This window comes from Kushneria sp. EE4 (assembly GCF_977968315.1).
Window position 1 is genome coordinate 821735 of sequence record NZ_OZ386212.1, and the last position, 16463, is coordinate 838197.

The window sequence follows — 16463 nt, forward strand, 5'->3', positions numbered from 1 at the left end:
TTTTCATACGCCTTGATGAGCTGTCCCGATGAGCGAGCACTCCTGGTATGCCCACTCCCGCAATCTGGCGCTGGTCCATACGGCTTCCCTGGCGGGCGCGCAGCGTTTTGATGTCGCCATCATCGGCGGCGGGGTGACCGGGTGCAGTGCGGCGCTGCATCTGGCGGAGCGGGGCTATCGCGTGGCGCTTTTGGAGGCGGGAGAAATTGGCGCGGGCGCCTCGGGGCGCAGCGGCGGGCAGATTCTGCCGGGGCTGGGGACCGAGCTTTCGGTGATCGCCAGAGCGCTGGGACAACAAGCCGCGCGCGAGGTCTGGGAGATGAGCCGTGAGGCGGTGCGGCTGACCGAGTCGCTGATCGAGCGTCACGGCATCGACTGCGAGTATTCCCGCGGGTATCTTCACGCCGCGATCAAGCCGCGTCACGAGCGTGCCATGAAGGCCTGGCGGGACGAGATGGCGACGCGCTATGGCTATGAGGGTCTTGAATGGCTGGAAGGCGAGGCCCTGCAGCGCCATGTGGTCACCGATGCCTACCTCGGCGGTCTGTATGAGCGCGAGGCAGGCCATCTGCATCCGCTCAACTATACGCTGGGGCTGGCACGCGCCGCCCAGCGTGCCGGGGCCGTGATTTTCGAGCACAGCCGTGTGAGCGATATCACGGGTGGCAAGACCGTGCAGCTGACCACGGCACACGGGCGAATTGACTGTGACCATCTGCTGGTCGCCGGCAATGCCTACCTGGGCGGGCTGGTGCCGGAGATCGAGCGCAAGATCATGCCGGTGGTCAACTACATCATCGCCACCGAAGCGCTCTCCGAGCACCAGGTGGCACAGACCCTGCCACAGCGTGACGCGGTCTCGGATGCCAATTTTGTGCTGGACTACTATCGCCTCACCGCAGGGCGGCGTTTACTCTATGGCGGTCAGGTCAGCTACAGTGGCCGTGAGCCGCGCGGGCTTGTCACGATCATGCAGCGCAAAATGCGCGAGCTCTTTCCAGTGCTTGAAGATGTAGCGATCGATTATCGCTGGGGCGGCCGGGTAGCGATCACCCGCAGCCGGGCGCCGCACTTTGGCCGGCTGGATGACAACATTCATTTTGTGCAGGGCTATTCGGGCCATGGCATGGCGCTGGCAGGGCTTGCCGGACAGCTGATGGCGCAGGCCGTGGCCGGGCAGAGCGAGCGCTTTGATCTACTGGCCGCCATGAAACATCTTGATTTTCCGGGCGGTCGCCGGCTTCGAACGCCGCTTCTGGTGCTGGCGACCGCCTTTTACCGATTAAGGGATCGCCTCTGAGCTCTGGAGCGCTGTCCTGCAACCGACCTATACCGACACTGCACAAGCGGTGCATTCATACGCAAGGGGATCCTGTTCGATGGCAGAACGCTCACCGACCGCCGCACCCGACGGGCCATTTCAGCATCGCGATAGCACTCAGGGCGCCAATGCCGGGGCGGCGCGTGAGGCGTCTTCCATCAACCTGAAAGGCATTCGCAAGGAGTATCCGGGGGGCGTGGTGGCGCTTGAAAGCGTGGATCTGGATATCCGCGCCGGCGAGTTCTTTACCCTGCTGGGGCCTTCCGGCTGCGGCAAGACCACGCTGTTGCGCATGCTGGCGGGGCTGGATGAGCCCAGTGGCGGCACGCTGTCCATTGGTGGGGTGGATGTCACCGACACGCCCCCTCACAAGCGCAGCGTGAATACGGTCTTTCAGTCATATGCGCTGTTTCCGCATCTGTCGGTACGCGACAACATCGCCTTTGGTCTGAAAATGCGCGGCATGGCGCGCAGCGAGCGCGAGCAAAAGGTGGTCGAGATTGCCGAGTTCATCAAGCTCGGCTCGCTGGTGGACCGCCGCGTCGATCAGCTCTCCGGCGGCCAGCGACAGCGCATTGCGCTGGCGCGCGCGCTGATCTGTGAACCCGACGTGCTGCTGCTCGATGAGCCCCTGTCGGCACTCGATGCCGGGCTTCGCAGCCAGCTGCAGGTGGAGCTTTTGCGCACCCAGAAGCGTCTGGGCATGACGTTTGTGTTTGTCACCCACGATCAGGAAGAGGCGATGGTGATGAGCGATCGCATCGCGGTGTTAAGCGATGGGATCATTCAGCAGATCGGTACCCCGCAGGAAGTCTATGAGCGCCCGGCCAATCTGTTCGTGGCGCGTTTCATGGGGCATGACAATCTCTTTTCGATCTCGGCCAGAGAGGGCATGACGGTACAAACGCCGATCGGGGCGCTGGAAACCGAAGATCACAATGAGGGGAAAGTGGCGTTGATTCGCCCCGAGACCCTGGAGCTGACCTCGCCCGGCGCGCCGAGCGTGGAGCCAGGCAAGCAGCTCAATACGCTCATGTGTCGAGTCGTGGAGCGCTTTTATCGCGGCAGCAACGTCGAATACCGGCTGTCTCACCAAAGCGGCGAGCAGCACAGCGAGCTGATTGCCGAAATCTCCAATACCGGGGAGCGTCTGTTTCGGGTCGGGGATGAGGTGAAAGTCGAGATCTATCCCGAAGACGTCATCATGCTCAGCGATGACGGGGAGGGCGCATGAGTCAGGCGGATGTGGTCTGGCGCCGGCGCCGGCGTCGGGAAACCCGGCATCTTCTGGTCAGCGTGCTGCCCGGGGCGCTGTGGATTTTCATCTTTCTGGTCCTGCCCAGCGCCTATCTGATGTCGGTGGCGTTTATGACCAACGGCGGCTTCGGTCAGCCGCAGATGCCGCTGACGCTGGATGCCTTTCGCAATCTGGCAGGCTTTGGCTTTCTGGGCTGGAGCCCGGGCAATCTCTATACGCTGTGGCGCTCGATATTTCAGTCCGTTATCTCGCTGGCACTGGTGGTGATGGTGGCCTATCCAATCGCCTGGTATATCTCCATGTGCCGGCCGCGGCTGCGCGCCATCATGCTGCTGGCGGTGGTGGTGCCGTCATGGACCAACCAGGTCATCCGCGCCTTTGGCTGGATGAATCTGCTTTCACCGGGCACGCCGCTGTCGAGTCTTGCCGAGAAAATGGGGCTGATCGCGCCCAATATGGGGCTTTTTCCGTCCGATTTTGCCGTCACCCTCGGGCTTGTCTACAACTTTCTGCCCTTTATGGTGCTGCCGCTGTATGCGGCGTTTGAAAAGCTTGATCACGCCCAGATCGAGGCGGCGCGCGATCTCTACGCCTCGCCGTTGCGCGCTTTTTTTGTCGCCGTACTACCCCAGACGCTGCCGGGGCTTTTGGCAGGCTCCGTGCTGGTCGCCATTCCGGCCTTTGGCATGTACGTCATCCCTGAGCTTCTGGGCGGCGGGCGCTCGCAGATGCTGGGTAATCTGGTCGCGAGTCAGTTCGGGGAGGCGGCCAACTGGCCGCTGGGGGCTGCCGGAGCGCTTTTGATGCTGCTGGCCACCCTGATGGGGCTTGTCATACTGCGTCGAATGGGTCGCCGCCTGGGCGGTGGTACCGAGATGGTGATCTAGGAGAGCGGCATGCAAAACCGGGGATTCAAGAAAGGGCTCGCCGTTTTCTGGTGGCTGACGCTGATCTTTCTCTACGCGCCGCTTCTGGTGGTGATGGTGTTTTCGTTTAATGCCATCAACACCTCGGCGCGCTGGGGCGGCTTTTCGCTGCGCTGGTACGAGCGGCTTTTGAACAACGATGTGGTGATCAGCGCCATCGGCCATACGCTGCTGCTGGCCGTGATATCTTCCATTATCGCCGTGATTCTGGGCGCGATGATCGGCTACGGGCTGTATCGACACCGTGCCCGCCGGCTCGGGCTTTTGATCATCCTGATCTATCTGCCGATCGTGATGCCGGACATCGTGTTCGGCATCGCCGACATGGCGTTTTTCGTCCAGATCAACCGCCTGACGGGCCTGCTCTCGCCTGGGCTTTCGACCATGGTCATCGCCCACGTCACCTTCCAGATTCCGTTTGTGGCGCTGATCGTCTATTCCCGTTTTGTCGGCCTTGATGCCACGCTGTTTGATGCCGCCAAGGATCTCTATGCCAGCCCCTGGCAGCGGATGCTGCATTTTATTTTGCCCACGCTGAAACCGGCGCTTTTGTCGGCCTTTTTCCTGTCGTTTACGCTGTCGGTGGACGATTTCGTCATCAGCTTCTTTACGGCCGGACCGGAAAGCGCGACGCTGCCGATCTATATCTGGGGCGCCATCCGTCGCGGTATCTCGCCGGAGATCAACGCCATTGCCACACTGATGATCGCGTCGGTGGCGCTGGTGGCTGTCGTGAGCCTTTTGTTCAACCGTCGCCGCGCCTGAAGAGCGGTGGCGGACTCATAAGAAACCGTAAAACCAATAATCACCATCATTGAAGGGACACTGCCAATGACGCTTTTCTCACCCCGCCCGGCGCTTCTGGCCGGTGCCGTTGCCGCCGTCATGCTGTCAGGCCATGCCAGCGCGGCCGACCGCCTCTATGTGTTCAACTGGACCGACTACATGGACCCGGCCATCATCGAGGCGTTTGAAGAGAAATACGATGTGGAGGTGGTGCAGAACTACTACGGCTCGCTGGGGGAGATGTTTTCCAAGCTGCAGGCCGGCGGCGTATCGCAGTACGACATCGTGGTGCCCTCGAACTATTTTATACCGCGCATGATCGAGGCGGGGCTGTTGCAGCCGCTGGACAAGTCGCAGCTGCCCAACATGGACAATCTCATGGCGCGCTTCGTTGATCCGCCCTATGACCCGGACAATCAGTACACGGCCGCCTATCTCTGGGGCTCGACCGGACTGATCGTCAATACCGAGACCTTCCCCGATGCGACACCGAGCTGGTCGATGGTCTTTGATGAGTCGGCCAACGGCGATCAGCCGTTTTCGATGCTCAAGGACGGTCAGGTCATGTTTGGCGCGGCGTGCGCGTTTCTGGGCAAGCCCTACAACTGCACCGCGCAGGGCGACATGGTTGAGGCTGCCAAACTGCTGCTCAAGACCAAGCATCGCCGCAACTTTACCGGCTTTACCGACTCCACGCCGGTGCTGGGCCAGGTGTCGCGCGGCGTCAATGCCCTTGGCGTGACCTACAACGGCGACTATCTGCAGTACAAACATGATGACCCGGAAGGCTACGCCAACACCGAGTTCGTGGTTCCGGAGGAGGGCTCCGAGCTGTGGGTGGACTCCATGGCCATCCCGGCGCGGGCACCGCATCCTGAGCTGGCGCACGAGTTCATCAACTTCATTCTGGAGGCTCGGGTCGGGGCGCAGCTGGCCAACTACACCTTCTATTCCACCCCCAACGAGGCGGCGGTCGAGCATCTTGATGAAGTCCTTCAGCAGCCGCCGTCACTGCCCGATGAGGCGGACATGGCGCGGCTGAAGTTCACGCCGACGCTTTCCGGGCAGGACCTGCAGCGCTATCAGCAGCTGTGGAATGAAGTGCAGTCACGCTAGGTCGTAACGAGCGGTTCGCCATCGGGCGGACCGCCTTTTTTATGCGTTTGATCAGGCTCGGCTGGGGAGGCCGACATGACGCTAAAGCATCGTCCGGTGGTACTGACGGACTGGTTTGAAGAGCATCGCATCACCGAGGTGGAGTGTCTGGTCAGCGACCTGACCGGCATTCTCAAGGGCAAGATCATGCCGGCCGGCAAGTACCTTAACGGCGGCCGGCCGCGTCTGCCGGATTCGATCTTTATCCAGTCGGTGACCGGCGGCTATCCCGATGACCAGGCCCTGCGCTTCTGGAATGCCGCCGAGCTCGACATGCAGCTGATTGCCGACCCGGCCGCTGCCTATCTGGTGCCCTGGGCAGAAGACCCGACCGCCCAGATCATTCATGACTGCTATTACATGAACGGCGAGCCGGTCGAAATCGCACCGCGTCATGTCCTCAAGCGCGTGCTGGCCCTTTATGAGGCCCGCGGCTGGAAGCCGGTCATGGCACCGGAAGTCGAGTTTTATCTGGTCAAGACCAACACCGACCCGGACTATCCGCTGGAGCCGCCGATCGGTCGCTCCGGGCGCCAGGAGAGCGGCCGGCAGTCGTTTTCCATTGATGCTGTCAACGAGTTTGATCCGCTCTTTGAGGAGATGTACGACTACTGCGAGGCGCAAAAGCTCGACATCGATACCCTCATTCACGAAGAGGGTGCCGGGCAGATGGAGGTCAACTTCCAGCACGGCGACCCGCTCTATCTGGCCGATCAGGTGGTGATCTTCAAGCGCACGCTGCGCGAGACGGCGCTGCGCCACGGCATGTATGCCACCTTCATGGCCAAGCCCATGGCCAACGAGCCGGGCAGCGCCATGCATCTGCATCAGAGCCTGCTGGATCGTGACAGCGGCGACAACCTGTTCGCCGGGGACAGTGGCCAGCCCAGCGACCTTTTTTTGAACTATATCGGCGGGCTACAGACCTGGATGCCTGCGGCCATGCCGTTTTTTGCGCCCAATATCAACTCCTGGCGCCGGCTGATGCCCGGTGAATATGGCGGCTCGGCGCCGACCAACGTGGAGTGGGGCTACGATAACCGCACCGTGGGGCTGCGGGTGCCGGTGGGCAATGCCGAGGCCACACGGGTTGAAAATCGCCTGCCCGGCGCCGATGCCAACCCCTATCTGGTCATGGCCGCCTCGCTGGCCTGCGGCTATCTGGGCATGACACAGCAGCTTGATGCGCGCCCGCCCCTGAGCGGCGGTGCCTGGAGCGGCGGTATCGCCCTGCCCAACGATGTCGGGCCGGCCCTTGACGCTCTGGACGGCTGCGATGCGCTGGCGGAGGTGCTCGGCGAGCGCTTCGTCAAAAGCTACCTGGCGGTCAAGCGCGCCGAGCATCTGGCCTATTACCGGGTGATCAGCTCCTGGGAGCGCGAGCATCTGCTGCTGCGGGTATAGGCAGCGGGCGGAACAACGTCGGCAGGACACAACAACAAATGGATCACGGGGGGAATGCGCGATGACACGATCATGGCGGTTGCGGGCCGGTGCCGTATTGCTGGCCGGGGTGAGTCTGGCAGCCAGCGCCGGGGAGAAGCGTGCGGATACGCTCTATCTCTTCAACTGGACGGAATATATGCCGCCGGATGTACTGGAGGATTTCGAGCGCGAGCATGACGTTCGCGTGGTGCAGAACTTTTTCACCTCCAACGCCGAGATGTTTACCAAACTGCGTAGCGGCGGCGATGCCCAGTACGATGTGGTCGTGCCGACCGACTATTTTGTGCCCCGGCTGGTGGCGGCGGATCTTGTCCGGCCGCTGGATCATGAACGGCTGCCAGGACTTGAACACCTGCTGCCCGAATTTCAGGACCCCGCCTACGACCCGGGCAATCGCTACAGCGTGCCCTATCAATGGGGCGTGACCGGCATCGTGTATGACACTCGCGTGCTCGATGACATACCACGCAGCTGGTCGGCGCTGTTTGACCCTGACATCAATCCAGAAGCGCCCTTTACGCTTTTGGGCGGTGACCCACAGGTACTGTTTGGTGCCGCCTGCGCCTCGCTCGGCTACGGCTTTGACTGCACGCAAAGGGATCAGTGGGTAGACAGCGCCCGGCGTCTGATGGAGAGCAAAAACCGCTCGAACTTCGTCGGGTTTACCGACAGTACCGCCACTATTGATCAGATCGTGCGCGGCGTCAGCGCCATGGGCATGACCTATAACGGTGATCTGGCCTGGCGTCAGGCCGAGGACCCGGACACTTACGGCCATCTGCGCTTTTTCGTACCCGAGGAGGGCTCACAGCGCGGCATCGATACGCTGGTGATTCCAAAGCGCGCACCGCACCCCGAGCTGGCACAGGCGTTTATTGCCTATACCCTGCGACCTGACGTGGCCGCGCGCATCAGCAACTATACCTTCTATGCCACGCCCAATAAGGCTGCGCTCGACCAGCTCGATGATGCCCTGAAACAACCCCCCTCTAGTCTCAGTGACGAGGAGCGCTCGCGGCTGGTGTTTGTGCCGCTGATCGATACGGCGCAGCTTGGCACGCTGTCACAGCTCAACAATGAAATGCGCAGTCGCTAACTTCCGACGGCCTGCTCAGGCCGTTCGTACGGTACATTGTCATGACCCAGCCTGATGTTGCATCGACCCATCGCGACGGCCACGCCCGCTCGCTCTATGCCGCCACCATGAACCCCGCGCCTGATCGGCCGGCGCTTGCCGGGCATCACAGTGTGGATGTCTGCGTGGTGGGGGCCGGCTTTACCGGCATTTCAAGCGCCCTGCATCTGGCCGAGCAGGGCTTTCGCGTCGCCGTGCTTGAAGCGCAGCGCGTGGGCTTTGGCGCCAGTGGCCGCAACGGCGGTCAGATCGTCAACAGCTACAGCCGCGACATGGACATGATCGAGGCGCGCTTTGGTGAGGCCGCCGCTCAAGCGCTCGGCGATATGGCGTTTGAGGGCAATCGCATTATCCGCGAGCGCATCGAGCGCTACGCCATCCGGTGCGATCTCAAAAACGGCAATCTCTTTGCCGCCTGCAATGACAAACAGCTCGCCGCGCTCAGGCATCACCAAAAGCTGTGGGAAAAGTACGGCCACAGGGAACTGGAACTGCTGGAGGGGGATGCCTATCAGCGCGAGATCGGGAGTTCGCGATACAAGGGGGCGCTGCTGGACCACTCCGGTGGTCATCTTCATCCACTGAATCTGGTGCTGGGGCAGGCCGCGGCGCTTGAATCCCTTGGCGGCGTGATTTTCGAGCACTCGCCCATGACGCGGCTGGAACACGGCGAGCGGGTGCGGATTCATACCGCCCATGGTGTGATCGGGGCCGAGCGCGCCGTGATCGCCGGCAATGCCTATCTGGGCGATATCGTGCCCGAGCTTGCTGATCGCTCCATGCCGTGTGGCACCCAGGTGATCGCCACCGAAGTGCTTGATGAAGCCACGGCAAAGCGGCTTCTACCCACCGACCGCGCGGTGGAGGACAGCAACTACCTGCTCGACTACTACCGGCTCTCCGCCGAGCGCCGATTGATCTACGGTGGCGGCGTGACCTACGGCGGGCGCGATCCGGCCAGCATCGAAGGCGCCATTCGCCCCAAGCTGTTAAAGACCTTCCCGGAACTCAAGAAGGTGAGCATCGACTACGCCTGGAGCGGCAACTTCCTGATGACCCTCAACCGCCTGCCGCAGTTCGGGCGGCTCAACCACAACGTCTATTACGCTCAGGGCTACTCCGGTCACGGCGTGACGGCCTCGCATCTGGCCGGTCGGCTTGTGGGGGAAATCATCAAGGGCGAAAGCGCGCGTTTTGACGCCTTTGCCGATATCCGTCACCTGCCGTTTCCGGGTGGGCGGCGCTTTGCCGTGCCGTTTTCCGCCATGGGCGCCTGGTATTACGCCCTGCGCGACCGGCTGGGGGTGTGATGGCAGACCTTCGTACGTCCGGTGACGACACGTGAGTCCGGACGTCTTCGCTGTCGTTCTTTGTGCGGCCGCCCTGCACGCCGGCTGGAACGCCCTGGTGCGGGTGGGCCTGGATCGGTTGTTGTCTGTCATGCTGCTACGCATAAGCGGTGGGCTGCTGGCGCTAATGATGATCCCGCTGGTTGGGCTGCCGAGTGCCGCCGCCTGGCCCTGGCTTCTATTGTCCGGCGCTTTGCACGTGGGCTATAACGTGTTTCTGGCGCGCGCCTATGCTGGCGGCGATTTCGGTCAGATCTATCCCATCGCGCGCGGCTCGGCGCCGTTGATCGTGGCGGTGGCGGGTCTTTTGTGGCTGGGCGATCAGCCCGCACTCCTGGGATATGCGGGCATTGCGCTGCTGAGCGGAGGAATCTGGTGGATGGCCACGCGCGGTGCCGGTGCGACGAAGCTGCCTCGCACGGGGCTGGGCAATGCTCTGATGACCTCGGTCTTTATCGCCGCCTATACGCTCACTGATGGGCTGGGTGCCCGCGCCAACCACGATGCCATCAGCTATATCGTGTGGCTTTTTCTGATCAGTGGGGTCGCCATGGGAGGCCTCCTGCTGGTGATCAAGGGGCGTGAAAGCCTGAAAGCGGTGGCCTCGCATTACCGGGTAGGGCTGGCAGGTGGTGCGATGTCGATGGCCGCCTACGGCGCGACCATCTGGGCGATGAGTCAGGCGCCGATCGCCTTGGTCGCGGCCCTGCGCGAGTCCAGCGTGCTCTTTGCGCTGGCCATCTCGGCGCTCTTTCTGAGCGAACGGCTGACCCGTCAGCGAGTGCTGGCGGGTTTGATCATTCTCTCCGGCGTCGTGCTGCTGCGTCTGGGTTAGTCCGAGCCCCGATTTCGCCAAGCACATCTAGACCAGACGCAGATACCATTCATACTCCAGCGCGCTGACGGTGCGCTGCGCCAGCGAGCGCTCGGCCTGGCGGTTGGCATAGTAGATATGCTGAAAGCCTCGCCCGAGACGTTCACCCAGCACCTCGCTTTCCATCCACAGCTCCAGCGCCACGCCCCAGGAGTCGGGCAGGGAGGCATCCAGCTGTGTGTAGGCGTTGCCCTCGATGGCTGGCGGCGGCACAAGCCTTTCATCAAGCCCGTGGGCGATCGAGGCCAGCAGCACGGCGCACAGCAGATAGACGTTGACGTCCGCACCGGCCACGCGATGCTCTAGACGCGTGGCGGCCGCCGGCCCCGAGGGAATACGCACTGCTACCGAGCGGTTATCGAGCCCCCACGAGGGGGCCATCGGCACGTAAAGTCCGGGCTGGAAGCGACGAAAGGCATTGAGGTTGGGCGCGCAGATCGCCATCGAGGCCGGCATCAACTCCAGCACGCCGGCAATGGCCTGATGCAGCAGCGCGCTACCCATGGGGTTTTGGTCCTCAGTGGCAAAGACGTTGCGGCCGTGCTCATCCAGCAGGCTGATATGCACGTGCGTGCCGCTGCCGGCCTCGTTGCCCCACGGCTTGGCCATGAAGGTCGCCTCAAACCCCTGCCGCTGGGCCACGCCCTTGATGGCGCGCTTTAACATGACCGCATCATCACAGGCGCGCAGGGCGTCGCTGCGATGGCGCAGGTTGATCTCGAACTGGCCCGGCGCGCACTCCTTGAGGGCGGTATCCAGCGGCAGCCCCTGCTGAGCACAGGCCTCGTGAATGGCATCGATGAAATCGGCGTATTCGTCGAGCTCGCTGATCGAATAAAGCTGGCTGGAACGCGCACGCTCACCGGTCAGCGGCGAGCGCGGTGGCTGGGGCCGGCCGCGGTCACTGCGTTCGGTATCCAGCAGGTAAAACTCCTGCTCGATGGCCACCACCGGCGTCAGCCCCTGCCGAGTAAAGCCTTCCAGCACGCGCGCCAGCACCTGCCGCGGGTCGGCGTGCCAGCCGCTGCCGTCCGGCTCCACCATGGTCATCAAAAGCTGCGCGGTCGGCGTACGCTGATGCCACGAGACCGGCACCAGCGTGCCGGGAATCGGCATGCAGGCGCGGTCGCCATCGCCACTATCGAGCCCCAGCCCCGTCTCTTCCACGGTATTGCCGGTGATATCGAGGGCAAAGATCGAGGCGGGCAGATTAACGCCGCTGGTATAGGCCTCATCAAGACTGGCGCGCGGAATACGCTTGCCGCGCAGGACACCATTGAGATCGCTGATCAAAACATCGATCTGGGTAATGTCAGGATGGGCTTCCAGAAACTGGCACGCCTCAAGGGCGCCAACGGCGGGGATGTCGGTCATGATCGAGCGGCTCGGGCAGGGCTGGGAATATCAGGTGATAGTACGCAAGCGCATTGAAAATTGCAGTGCCACTCGCAGCAGATGGTCAGGATAGTCTGCTCGAAAATCACGTTTTATGCGGCAGGGCATGGCGTATCGTGCTTTTGATCAGCGGCCCCCACGGCAGCGCATTCATCACCGACAGCGTATCGCGCGCACTGGGGACACCGCTTAAAAAGCGGATCAGGCAGTCGGTGGGGGCTTTCTCGAACAGCAGCTGATAAAACCCGGGGGCACGCTCGGGGTGGCGTTCCAGCGTGCTCATGAAGATGCGGTCCAGATGCGCCAGCACGCGTCCCGGCCGGGCGCTCACCGGGGGCTGGCCCCTGGTCAGGGCGTCTGCACAGTCATCGGCCCAGCGCTGAATGGCGTGGAAAGCGTAGCCGGTGGCGGCGCGCATACTGCCACCGTAGGCACCGGCCACCACCATTGAACGGCCCGCCGTGCGGGTTGGCGGGGCCATGGGCAGCGTGCCGGTCTCGCGGCGCAGGGCCTGCCAGCAACCCGCGCCAAAACGCACCTCCAGATGATCTTCCAGCGTGCGTTCCAGCGTGGCCGGGTCGGTCGGCGGGCACCCGAAGCGGGTCCACTCAAAAAGCGCTTGATCCGGAGCGTAGGGCAGCACGTAGAGAAAATCGATGCCGGCACGTGGGTCGGTGCCGACGCGAAAATCCATCAGCTCGGCGCTTTGAGGCATGTTGTCGGCCCGGACGTTGATACCGGCAAAATCCTGCCACAGCCAGGGCGAGGTGAGCGGCTTCGGGTGCGGACGGGTATCCACACCGAAACGCGCCTGAACCGTTTCGCCGCTTTCCAGGATGATGCTGACGCCGTCGTCGCGATCCTCGACCTCGATGACACGGCCCTGATGTCTCGTGATATCCGGATGGGCGTTGATGGCCGCAAGCGTTCGGGTATAAAAGCGCTCGGCTTCGAGCATCTCATAGGGGTAGCGGTGGCTTTCAACGGTGGTGCTGGCCTGATCGGTGTGCAGCGTCAGGGCGTGCCAGCGGGCGCAAACGTCGTCCTGAAAGGGGTGCGCCGTGACCGGCCAGCCACACCAGGTGCGGTCGTTGGTGTACTCACCGCGGGGATCGATGATCAGCGTACGTGGCGGCTGGTCATGTTGTGCCAGTCGATAGGCGAGGCTCAGCCCGGCGCAGCCGCCGCCGAGAATGACGAGATCAAACGCCTCGCCGGTGCTCATGCGTTATCAGAGCCGTGGGCGCCGGGCAGATCGGCGATGTGATGATGAAGATCGGCGTCATGGCGCTGGCGATCGCTGCCCTTGATAGCCCCCCGGCCGCTCAGGCGGCGGGTGGCGAGCCACATCTTGCCGGGCAGGGGCACATGCACGCGACCCTGCCACCAGGCAAGGCGTTCACGGCGCAGGCGAAAGCCGATGGCGCGATAGACATCGGCGGCGACCGCAATGGCGCGGCGGTTTTTGCCGGGGATGCGATTAAAGCCGTCCGCGGCGCTGGCGTAGTAGGCCTCGGCGCGGGTCAGCAGGCGATCAATGGCGCGGGCTACCTGCTCGCGCTGCCCTTCATCGGCGCGGGCAATCTCTTCCGGGCCCAGATGACCGATCCACTCGGCCGGCAGATAGCGCCGGCCCATGTCGGCATCCTCGCGCACGTCGCGGGCGATATTGGTCATCTGCATGGCCAGGCCCAGATCGATGCCGTGTGGAACAGCGCTGTCATCGGCGCCCACCACCGGGCACATCAAAACGCCCACGGCGCCGGCCACGCCGTAGCAGTAGCGCATCAGATCACGCTCATCCTGGATCAGAGCCGGGGTGCGAACGTCCTCGATCAGGGCATCGATCAGCGCGACAGCGGCGCGCGTGTCCAGGCCGCGGCGCGTTTGCAGATCGATCAGTACCTGCGTGAGCGGGTCACTGCCGGCGCCGGCCAGCAGCTCACCGCGAATGGCCATTAAACGGCGGTGGGCATCCGCGTTTTCCGCCTCGGTGGGCATGTCCTGATCGGCCAGGTCATCCAGCTCGCGACAGACCATGTACAACAGCGCGGCGTCGTGGGCGTCATCGCGCTCCATGAAGTAGCTGGCAAAGCGAAACGACTTGCCGTGACGCGCCAGAATGGCCTCGGCGGTGTCGGGCTGTGCCGTCACGAACCGGCCTCCGGCAGCAGGTGATCGACCACGCGAGCGCTGGATAGTACGCCCGGCAGGCCCGCGCCCGGATGGGTGCCGGCGCCGGTGAGGTACAGATTGTCCAGCACCTCGCTTTTGTTGTGAAAGCGAAACCAGGCCGACTGACGAAAGATGGGCGCGATCGAGAAGCCGGTGCCGTGCATCGACAGATAGCGCTCGCTGAAATCTTTTGGCGTCATGTGAAAGCGGGTGACGATCGAGTCACGAAAGCCCGGCAAAGTGGTGCGATCCAGCGCATCGATGATGGCATCACCGAGCCTGTCGCCTTCACGCGACCAGTCCACATCGCCCTGCAGGTTGGGCACCGGCGCGAGGATATAAAACGAGTCGCAGCCGGGTGGGGCAAAGGAAGGATCGGTGGCCGTCGGGCGGTGAGCATAGAGAGAGAAGTCGTTGGCCAGCACACGGTGCTCGAAGATGTCTTCCAAAAGCTCGCGGTAGCGCTGGCCCATCCAGATGGTGTGATGCTCGGCCTGAGGGAACTGCCGTTTGGTCCCCACATAGAGCACGAAAAGCCCCATCGAGTAGCGCGCGCCGGCGAGTTTCAGCTTCGCGCTGGTCGAGACCTGATCCACCATATTGGTATACAGGTGCGCGGCATCGGCGTTGCTGATAACAGCATCGGCCGGCAACTTCTCGCCGCTTTCGAGTTCCACGCCGTTGGCGCGGCCGTGCTCGCTCAGGATACGTTTGACCGTGGTGCCGGTCTCGATGGTGATGCCCACATCGCGCATGAGCTTTTCCAGCGCGGCGACCAGCGCGCCGGTGCCGCCCATGGGGAAGTGCACACCCCATTTGCGCTCAAGCCAGGGGATCAGGCCGTAGATGCTGGTGGTGCGAAAAGGATTGCCCCCCACCAGCAGCGGCGGGATCGAGAAGGCCTGACGCAGGCTGTCGTCCTCGATGTGGGCGCAGACCATCTGCCACACCGAGCGATAGCTTTTCAGTCTGAGCAGGGCCGGAATCTGCGCGGCCATGGTCGAGAACTGATGAAAGGGGCGGTCGGCAAGCTGGTCAAAGCCGATCTCAAATATCTCCTTCGAGGTTTTCAGGAGATTTTGATAGCCCTGGACATCGCGCTCGTTGAAACCACGGATGCTGGCAAGCGTGGCCGACATGTCGGTGCCGTAGTCGAAAGTGCGCCCGTCCTGAAAGTAGAACTGATACCAGATATCCAGCGCGACCATCTCGACATAGTCTTCCAGTCGCTTGCCGAACAGCTCGAAAAGCTCCTCGAACAGAAAGGGGGCAGTGATGACGGTGGGGCCGGCATCAAAGCGAAACCCCTGGTCGGTAAAGACCTGAGCGCGACCGCCCAGCTGCTCGCAGCGCTCGATGAGCGTCACATCATAGCCCTTTTTGCGGGCTCGCAGGGCGGCGGCCATGCCGCCAAAGCCACCGCCGATGACCAGAGCGCGGCTCATGAGGTCTCACCCGTCACGCTCATCAGTTTCTCCTCGAGTTGATGCGATTCATCCATCAGGGCCTGACCGCAGCCCTCTGGCAGGGTGTCCGCCAGCTGGCGCGTTCGGGCCAGAAGGCGGCGACCGTACTCCAGCGCCGAGGCCATGGGGGCGGCATCACCGCGGCGGCTCAGGGCATGAAGCATATTACAGGCCCCCTGGTGTTGGTCGATCATGTCGCTGTCAAAATCCTCGATATCGTCGATGAGCTGGTAGATCGTGGCAAACAACAGCGCGGCCTGTCGGGCATTGTGGACGGCGCCGTCATGGCCGGTCAGCAGCAGAGGCGCTTCAAGCGCCAGCGCAAAGAGTGGGCCGGACTTGCCGCAGGCGGCCTGGCTGCACTGCTCGAAATCGGCCTCTGGAGCCAGTGCCAGGCTAAAGCATTCGGCCTGACCGTAGATGGTGGTCTGCACGTGGTGATGCACGCAGGACAACAGCGCGGGCAGATGCCTGGCATGGGCCGCAAGATCTGCCATCAAACCATAAGCTGCAGAAATGAACAGATCGCCCAGACAGATCGCCACGCCTTCGTTCCAGGCCCGCCACACGCTTTGCTGGCCGCGACGCATGCTGTCGTGATCGAGCACGTCGTCGTGAACCAGAGAGGCGTTGTGCAAAAGCTCGCTGATGCAGGCGCAGGTCAGCGCGGAGTCGTGATCAAGGCCCAGCGCGCGGCCGGTGTGATAGCCCAGACGCGCACGCAGATAGCCGCCGGCAGCGCCAAGATGGTGATTGATGGCATCAGAAATCATGCCCTGCTGCCCGTCGTCTTTCAGCGCCCGGGTCAGAGTGGCATGAATGTCGCTGTTGAGGTCGGCGCTGGGGGCGTCCTGTACGGGTTGGCGTTCGACGATCGGAGACGTCAGGCCGGTCATGAATCTCTCCTTGTCTGACGCGCGGTTGCGACCGACATCCATGTTTATAGTCACCTGACGGTTCAAGGACGAACGCCAGTGCATTGATTGATTCAGAGCAATAAAACGGGTTACTCCAGGATAGCTGAAAATCATCGCGGCTGTCATGGTCGCGGGTCATGACCGATGGCTTTTCCTGCACCTGTCGTACACAGCTCCGTGCTTTTTCAGGGTGGCGCAGTGACATCCGTCTTGCCAGACTCAGGGCACATGATACGACAGCCGGGTCATATCGACCTGAA

General features: G+C 62.7%; 14 protein-coding genes. 9 read left to right on the top strand and 5 right to left on the bottom strand.

Features of this window, described 5'->3' with window-relative positions; all coding sequences use genetic code 11:
• The first annotated feature begins 28 nt into the window (after positions 1 to 28).
• The 9 genes from ACXMYO_RS03705 (at position 29) to ACXMYO_RS03745 (ending at position 10211) form a co-directional block, all read left to right on the top strand.
• Complete coding sequence (locus tag ACXMYO_RS03705; RefSeq protein WP_457807849.1) at positions 29 to 1300, top strand: NAD(P)/FAD-dependent oxidoreductase; 1272 nt, start codon at positions 29 to 31, stop codon at positions 1298 to 1300.
• A gap of 79 nt (positions 1301 to 1379) precedes the next feature.
• Positions 1380 to 2555, top strand: coding sequence for an ABC transporter ATP-binding protein (locus ACXMYO_RS03710; protein ID WP_457807850.1), 1176 nt, complete (start codon positions 1380 to 1382; stop codon positions 2553 to 2555).
• The gene (locus ACXMYO_RS03715) at positions 2552 to 3466 is read left to right on the top strand and encodes an ABC transporter permease (protein ID WP_457807851.1); all 915 of its coding nucleotides are present in this window, start codon (positions 2552 to 2554) and stop codon (positions 3464 to 3466) included. Before ACXMYO_RS03710 ends, ACXMYO_RS03715 begins: the two co-directional genes overlap by 4 nt.
• Positions 3467 to 3475: 9 nt before the next feature.
• A complete protein-coding gene (locus ACXMYO_RS03720; RefSeq protein ID WP_438766895.1) occupies positions 3476 to 4270 on the top strand; it encodes an ABC transporter permease subunit in 795 nt (264 codons plus the stop codon).
• A gap of 66 nt (positions 4271 to 4336) precedes the next feature.
• Entirely contained in the window at positions 4337 to 5407 is a 1071-nt protein-coding gene (locus ACXMYO_RS03725) for an ABC transporter substrate-binding protein (protein WP_457807852.1), read from the top strand.
• 75 nt (positions 5408 to 5482) lie between these two features.
• The gene (locus tag ACXMYO_RS03730; protein WP_457807853.1) at positions 5483 to 6850 is read left to right on the top strand and encodes a glutamine synthetase family protein; all 1368 of its coding nucleotides are present in this window, start codon (positions 5483 to 5485) and stop codon (positions 6848 to 6850) included.
• A gap of 61 nt (positions 6851 to 6911) precedes the next feature.
• Entirely contained in the window at positions 6912 to 7988 is a 1077-nt protein-coding gene (locus ACXMYO_RS03735) for an ABC transporter substrate-binding protein (RefSeq protein WP_457807854.1), read from the top strand.
• Positions 7989 to 8029: 41 nt separating this feature from the next.
• Positions 8030 to 9337, top strand: a complete 1308-nt coding sequence (locus tag ACXMYO_RS03740; protein ID WP_457807855.1) for an NAD(P)/FAD-dependent oxidoreductase — start codon at positions 8030 to 8032, stop codon at positions 9335 to 9337.
• 31 nt (positions 9338 to 9368) lie between these two features.
• Complete coding sequence (locus ACXMYO_RS03745) at positions 9369 to 10211, top strand: EamA family transporter (protein ID WP_457807856.1); 843 nt, start codon at positions 9369 to 9371, stop codon at positions 10209 to 10211.
• A gap of 27 nt (positions 10212 to 10238) precedes the next feature.
• On the opposite strand, the gene ACXMYO_RS03750 is transcribed toward ACXMYO_RS03745, so the two are convergent.
• The 5 genes from ACXMYO_RS03750 to ACXMYO_RS03770 all read right to left on the bottom strand — a co-directional run bounded on the left by ACXMYO_RS03750 (position 10239) and on the right by ACXMYO_RS03770 (position 16182).
• The gene (locus tag ACXMYO_RS03750) at positions 10239 to 11624 is read right to left on the bottom strand and encodes a glutamine synthetase family protein (protein WP_457807857.1); all 1386 of its coding nucleotides are present in this window, start codon (positions 11622 to 11624) and stop codon (positions 10239 to 10241) included.
• Between the two features lie 106 nt (positions 11625 to 11730).
• Positions 11731 to 12870, bottom strand: a complete 1140-nt coding sequence (locus tag ACXMYO_RS03755) for a lycopene cyclase family protein (protein ID WP_457807858.1) — start codon at positions 12868 to 12870, stop codon at positions 11731 to 11733.
• Complete coding sequence (locus ACXMYO_RS03760) at positions 12867 to 13799, bottom strand: phytoene/squalene synthase family protein (RefSeq protein ID WP_457807859.1); 933 nt, start codon at positions 13797 to 13799, stop codon at positions 12867 to 12869. The genes ACXMYO_RS03755 and ACXMYO_RS03760 overlap by 4 nt, the downstream gene beginning before the upstream one ends.
• Positions 13796 to 15265, bottom strand: coding sequence for a phytoene desaturase family protein (crtI, locus tag ACXMYO_RS03765; protein WP_457807860.1), 1470 nt, complete (start codon positions 15263 to 15265; stop codon positions 13796 to 13798). Before crtI ends, ACXMYO_RS03760 begins: the two co-directional genes overlap by 4 nt.
• The gene (locus tag ACXMYO_RS03770; RefSeq protein WP_457807861.1) at positions 15262 to 16182 is read right to left on the bottom strand and encodes a polyprenyl synthetase family protein; all 921 of its coding nucleotides are present in this window, start codon (positions 16180 to 16182) and stop codon (positions 15262 to 15264) included. Before ACXMYO_RS03770 ends, crtI begins: the two co-directional genes overlap by 4 nt.
• Positions 16183 to 16463: the final 281 nt, after the last annotated feature.

Excerpts from the sequence above, each read along its gene's own strand:
- ACXMYO_RS03705 (WP_457807849.1), top strand. The coding sequence starts at position 29 with ATGAGCGAGCACTCCTGGTATGCCCACTCCCGCAATCTGGCGCTGGTC.
- ACXMYO_RS03710 (WP_457807850.1), top strand. The coding sequence starts at position 1,380 with ATGGCAGAACGCTCACCGACCGCCGCACCCGACGGGCCATTTCAGCAT.
- ACXMYO_RS03715 (WP_457807851.1), top strand. The coding sequence starts at position 2,552 with ATGAGTCAGGCGGATGTGGTCTGGCGCCGGCGCCGGCGTCGGGAAACC.
- ACXMYO_RS03720 (WP_438766895.1), top strand. The coding sequence starts at position 3,476 with ATGCAAAACCGGGGATTCAAGAAAGGGCTCGCCGTTTTCTGGTGGCTG.
- ACXMYO_RS03725 (WP_457807852.1), top strand. The coding sequence starts at position 4,337 with ATGACGCTTTTCTCACCCCGCCCGGCGCTTCTGGCCGGTGCCGTTGCC.
- ACXMYO_RS03730 (WP_457807853.1), top strand. The coding sequence starts at position 5,483 with ATGACGCTAAAGCATCGTCCGGTGGTACTGACGGACTGGTTTGAAGAG.
- ACXMYO_RS03735 (WP_457807854.1), top strand. The coding sequence starts at position 6,912 with ATGACACGATCATGGCGGTTGCGGGCCGGTGCCGTATTGCTGGCCGGG.
- ACXMYO_RS03740 (WP_457807855.1), top strand. The coding sequence starts at position 8,030 with ATGACCCAGCCTGATGTTGCATCGACCCATCGCGACGGCCACGCCCGC.
- ACXMYO_RS03750 (WP_457807857.1), bottom strand. The coding sequence starts at position 11,624 with ATGACCGACATCCCCGCCGTTGGCGCCCTTGAGGCGTGCCAGTTTCTG.
- ACXMYO_RS03755 (WP_457807858.1), bottom strand. The coding sequence starts at position 12,870 with ATGAGCACCGGCGAGGCGTTTGATCTCGTCATTCTCGGCGGCGGCTGC.
- crtI (WP_457807860.1), bottom strand. The coding sequence starts at position 15,265 with ATGAGCCGCGCTCTGGTCATCGGCGGTGGCTTTGGCGGCATGGCCGCC.
- ACXMYO_RS03770 (WP_457807861.1), bottom strand. The coding sequence starts at position 16,182 with ATGACCGGCCTGACGTCTCCGATCGTCGAACGCCAACCCGTACAGGAC.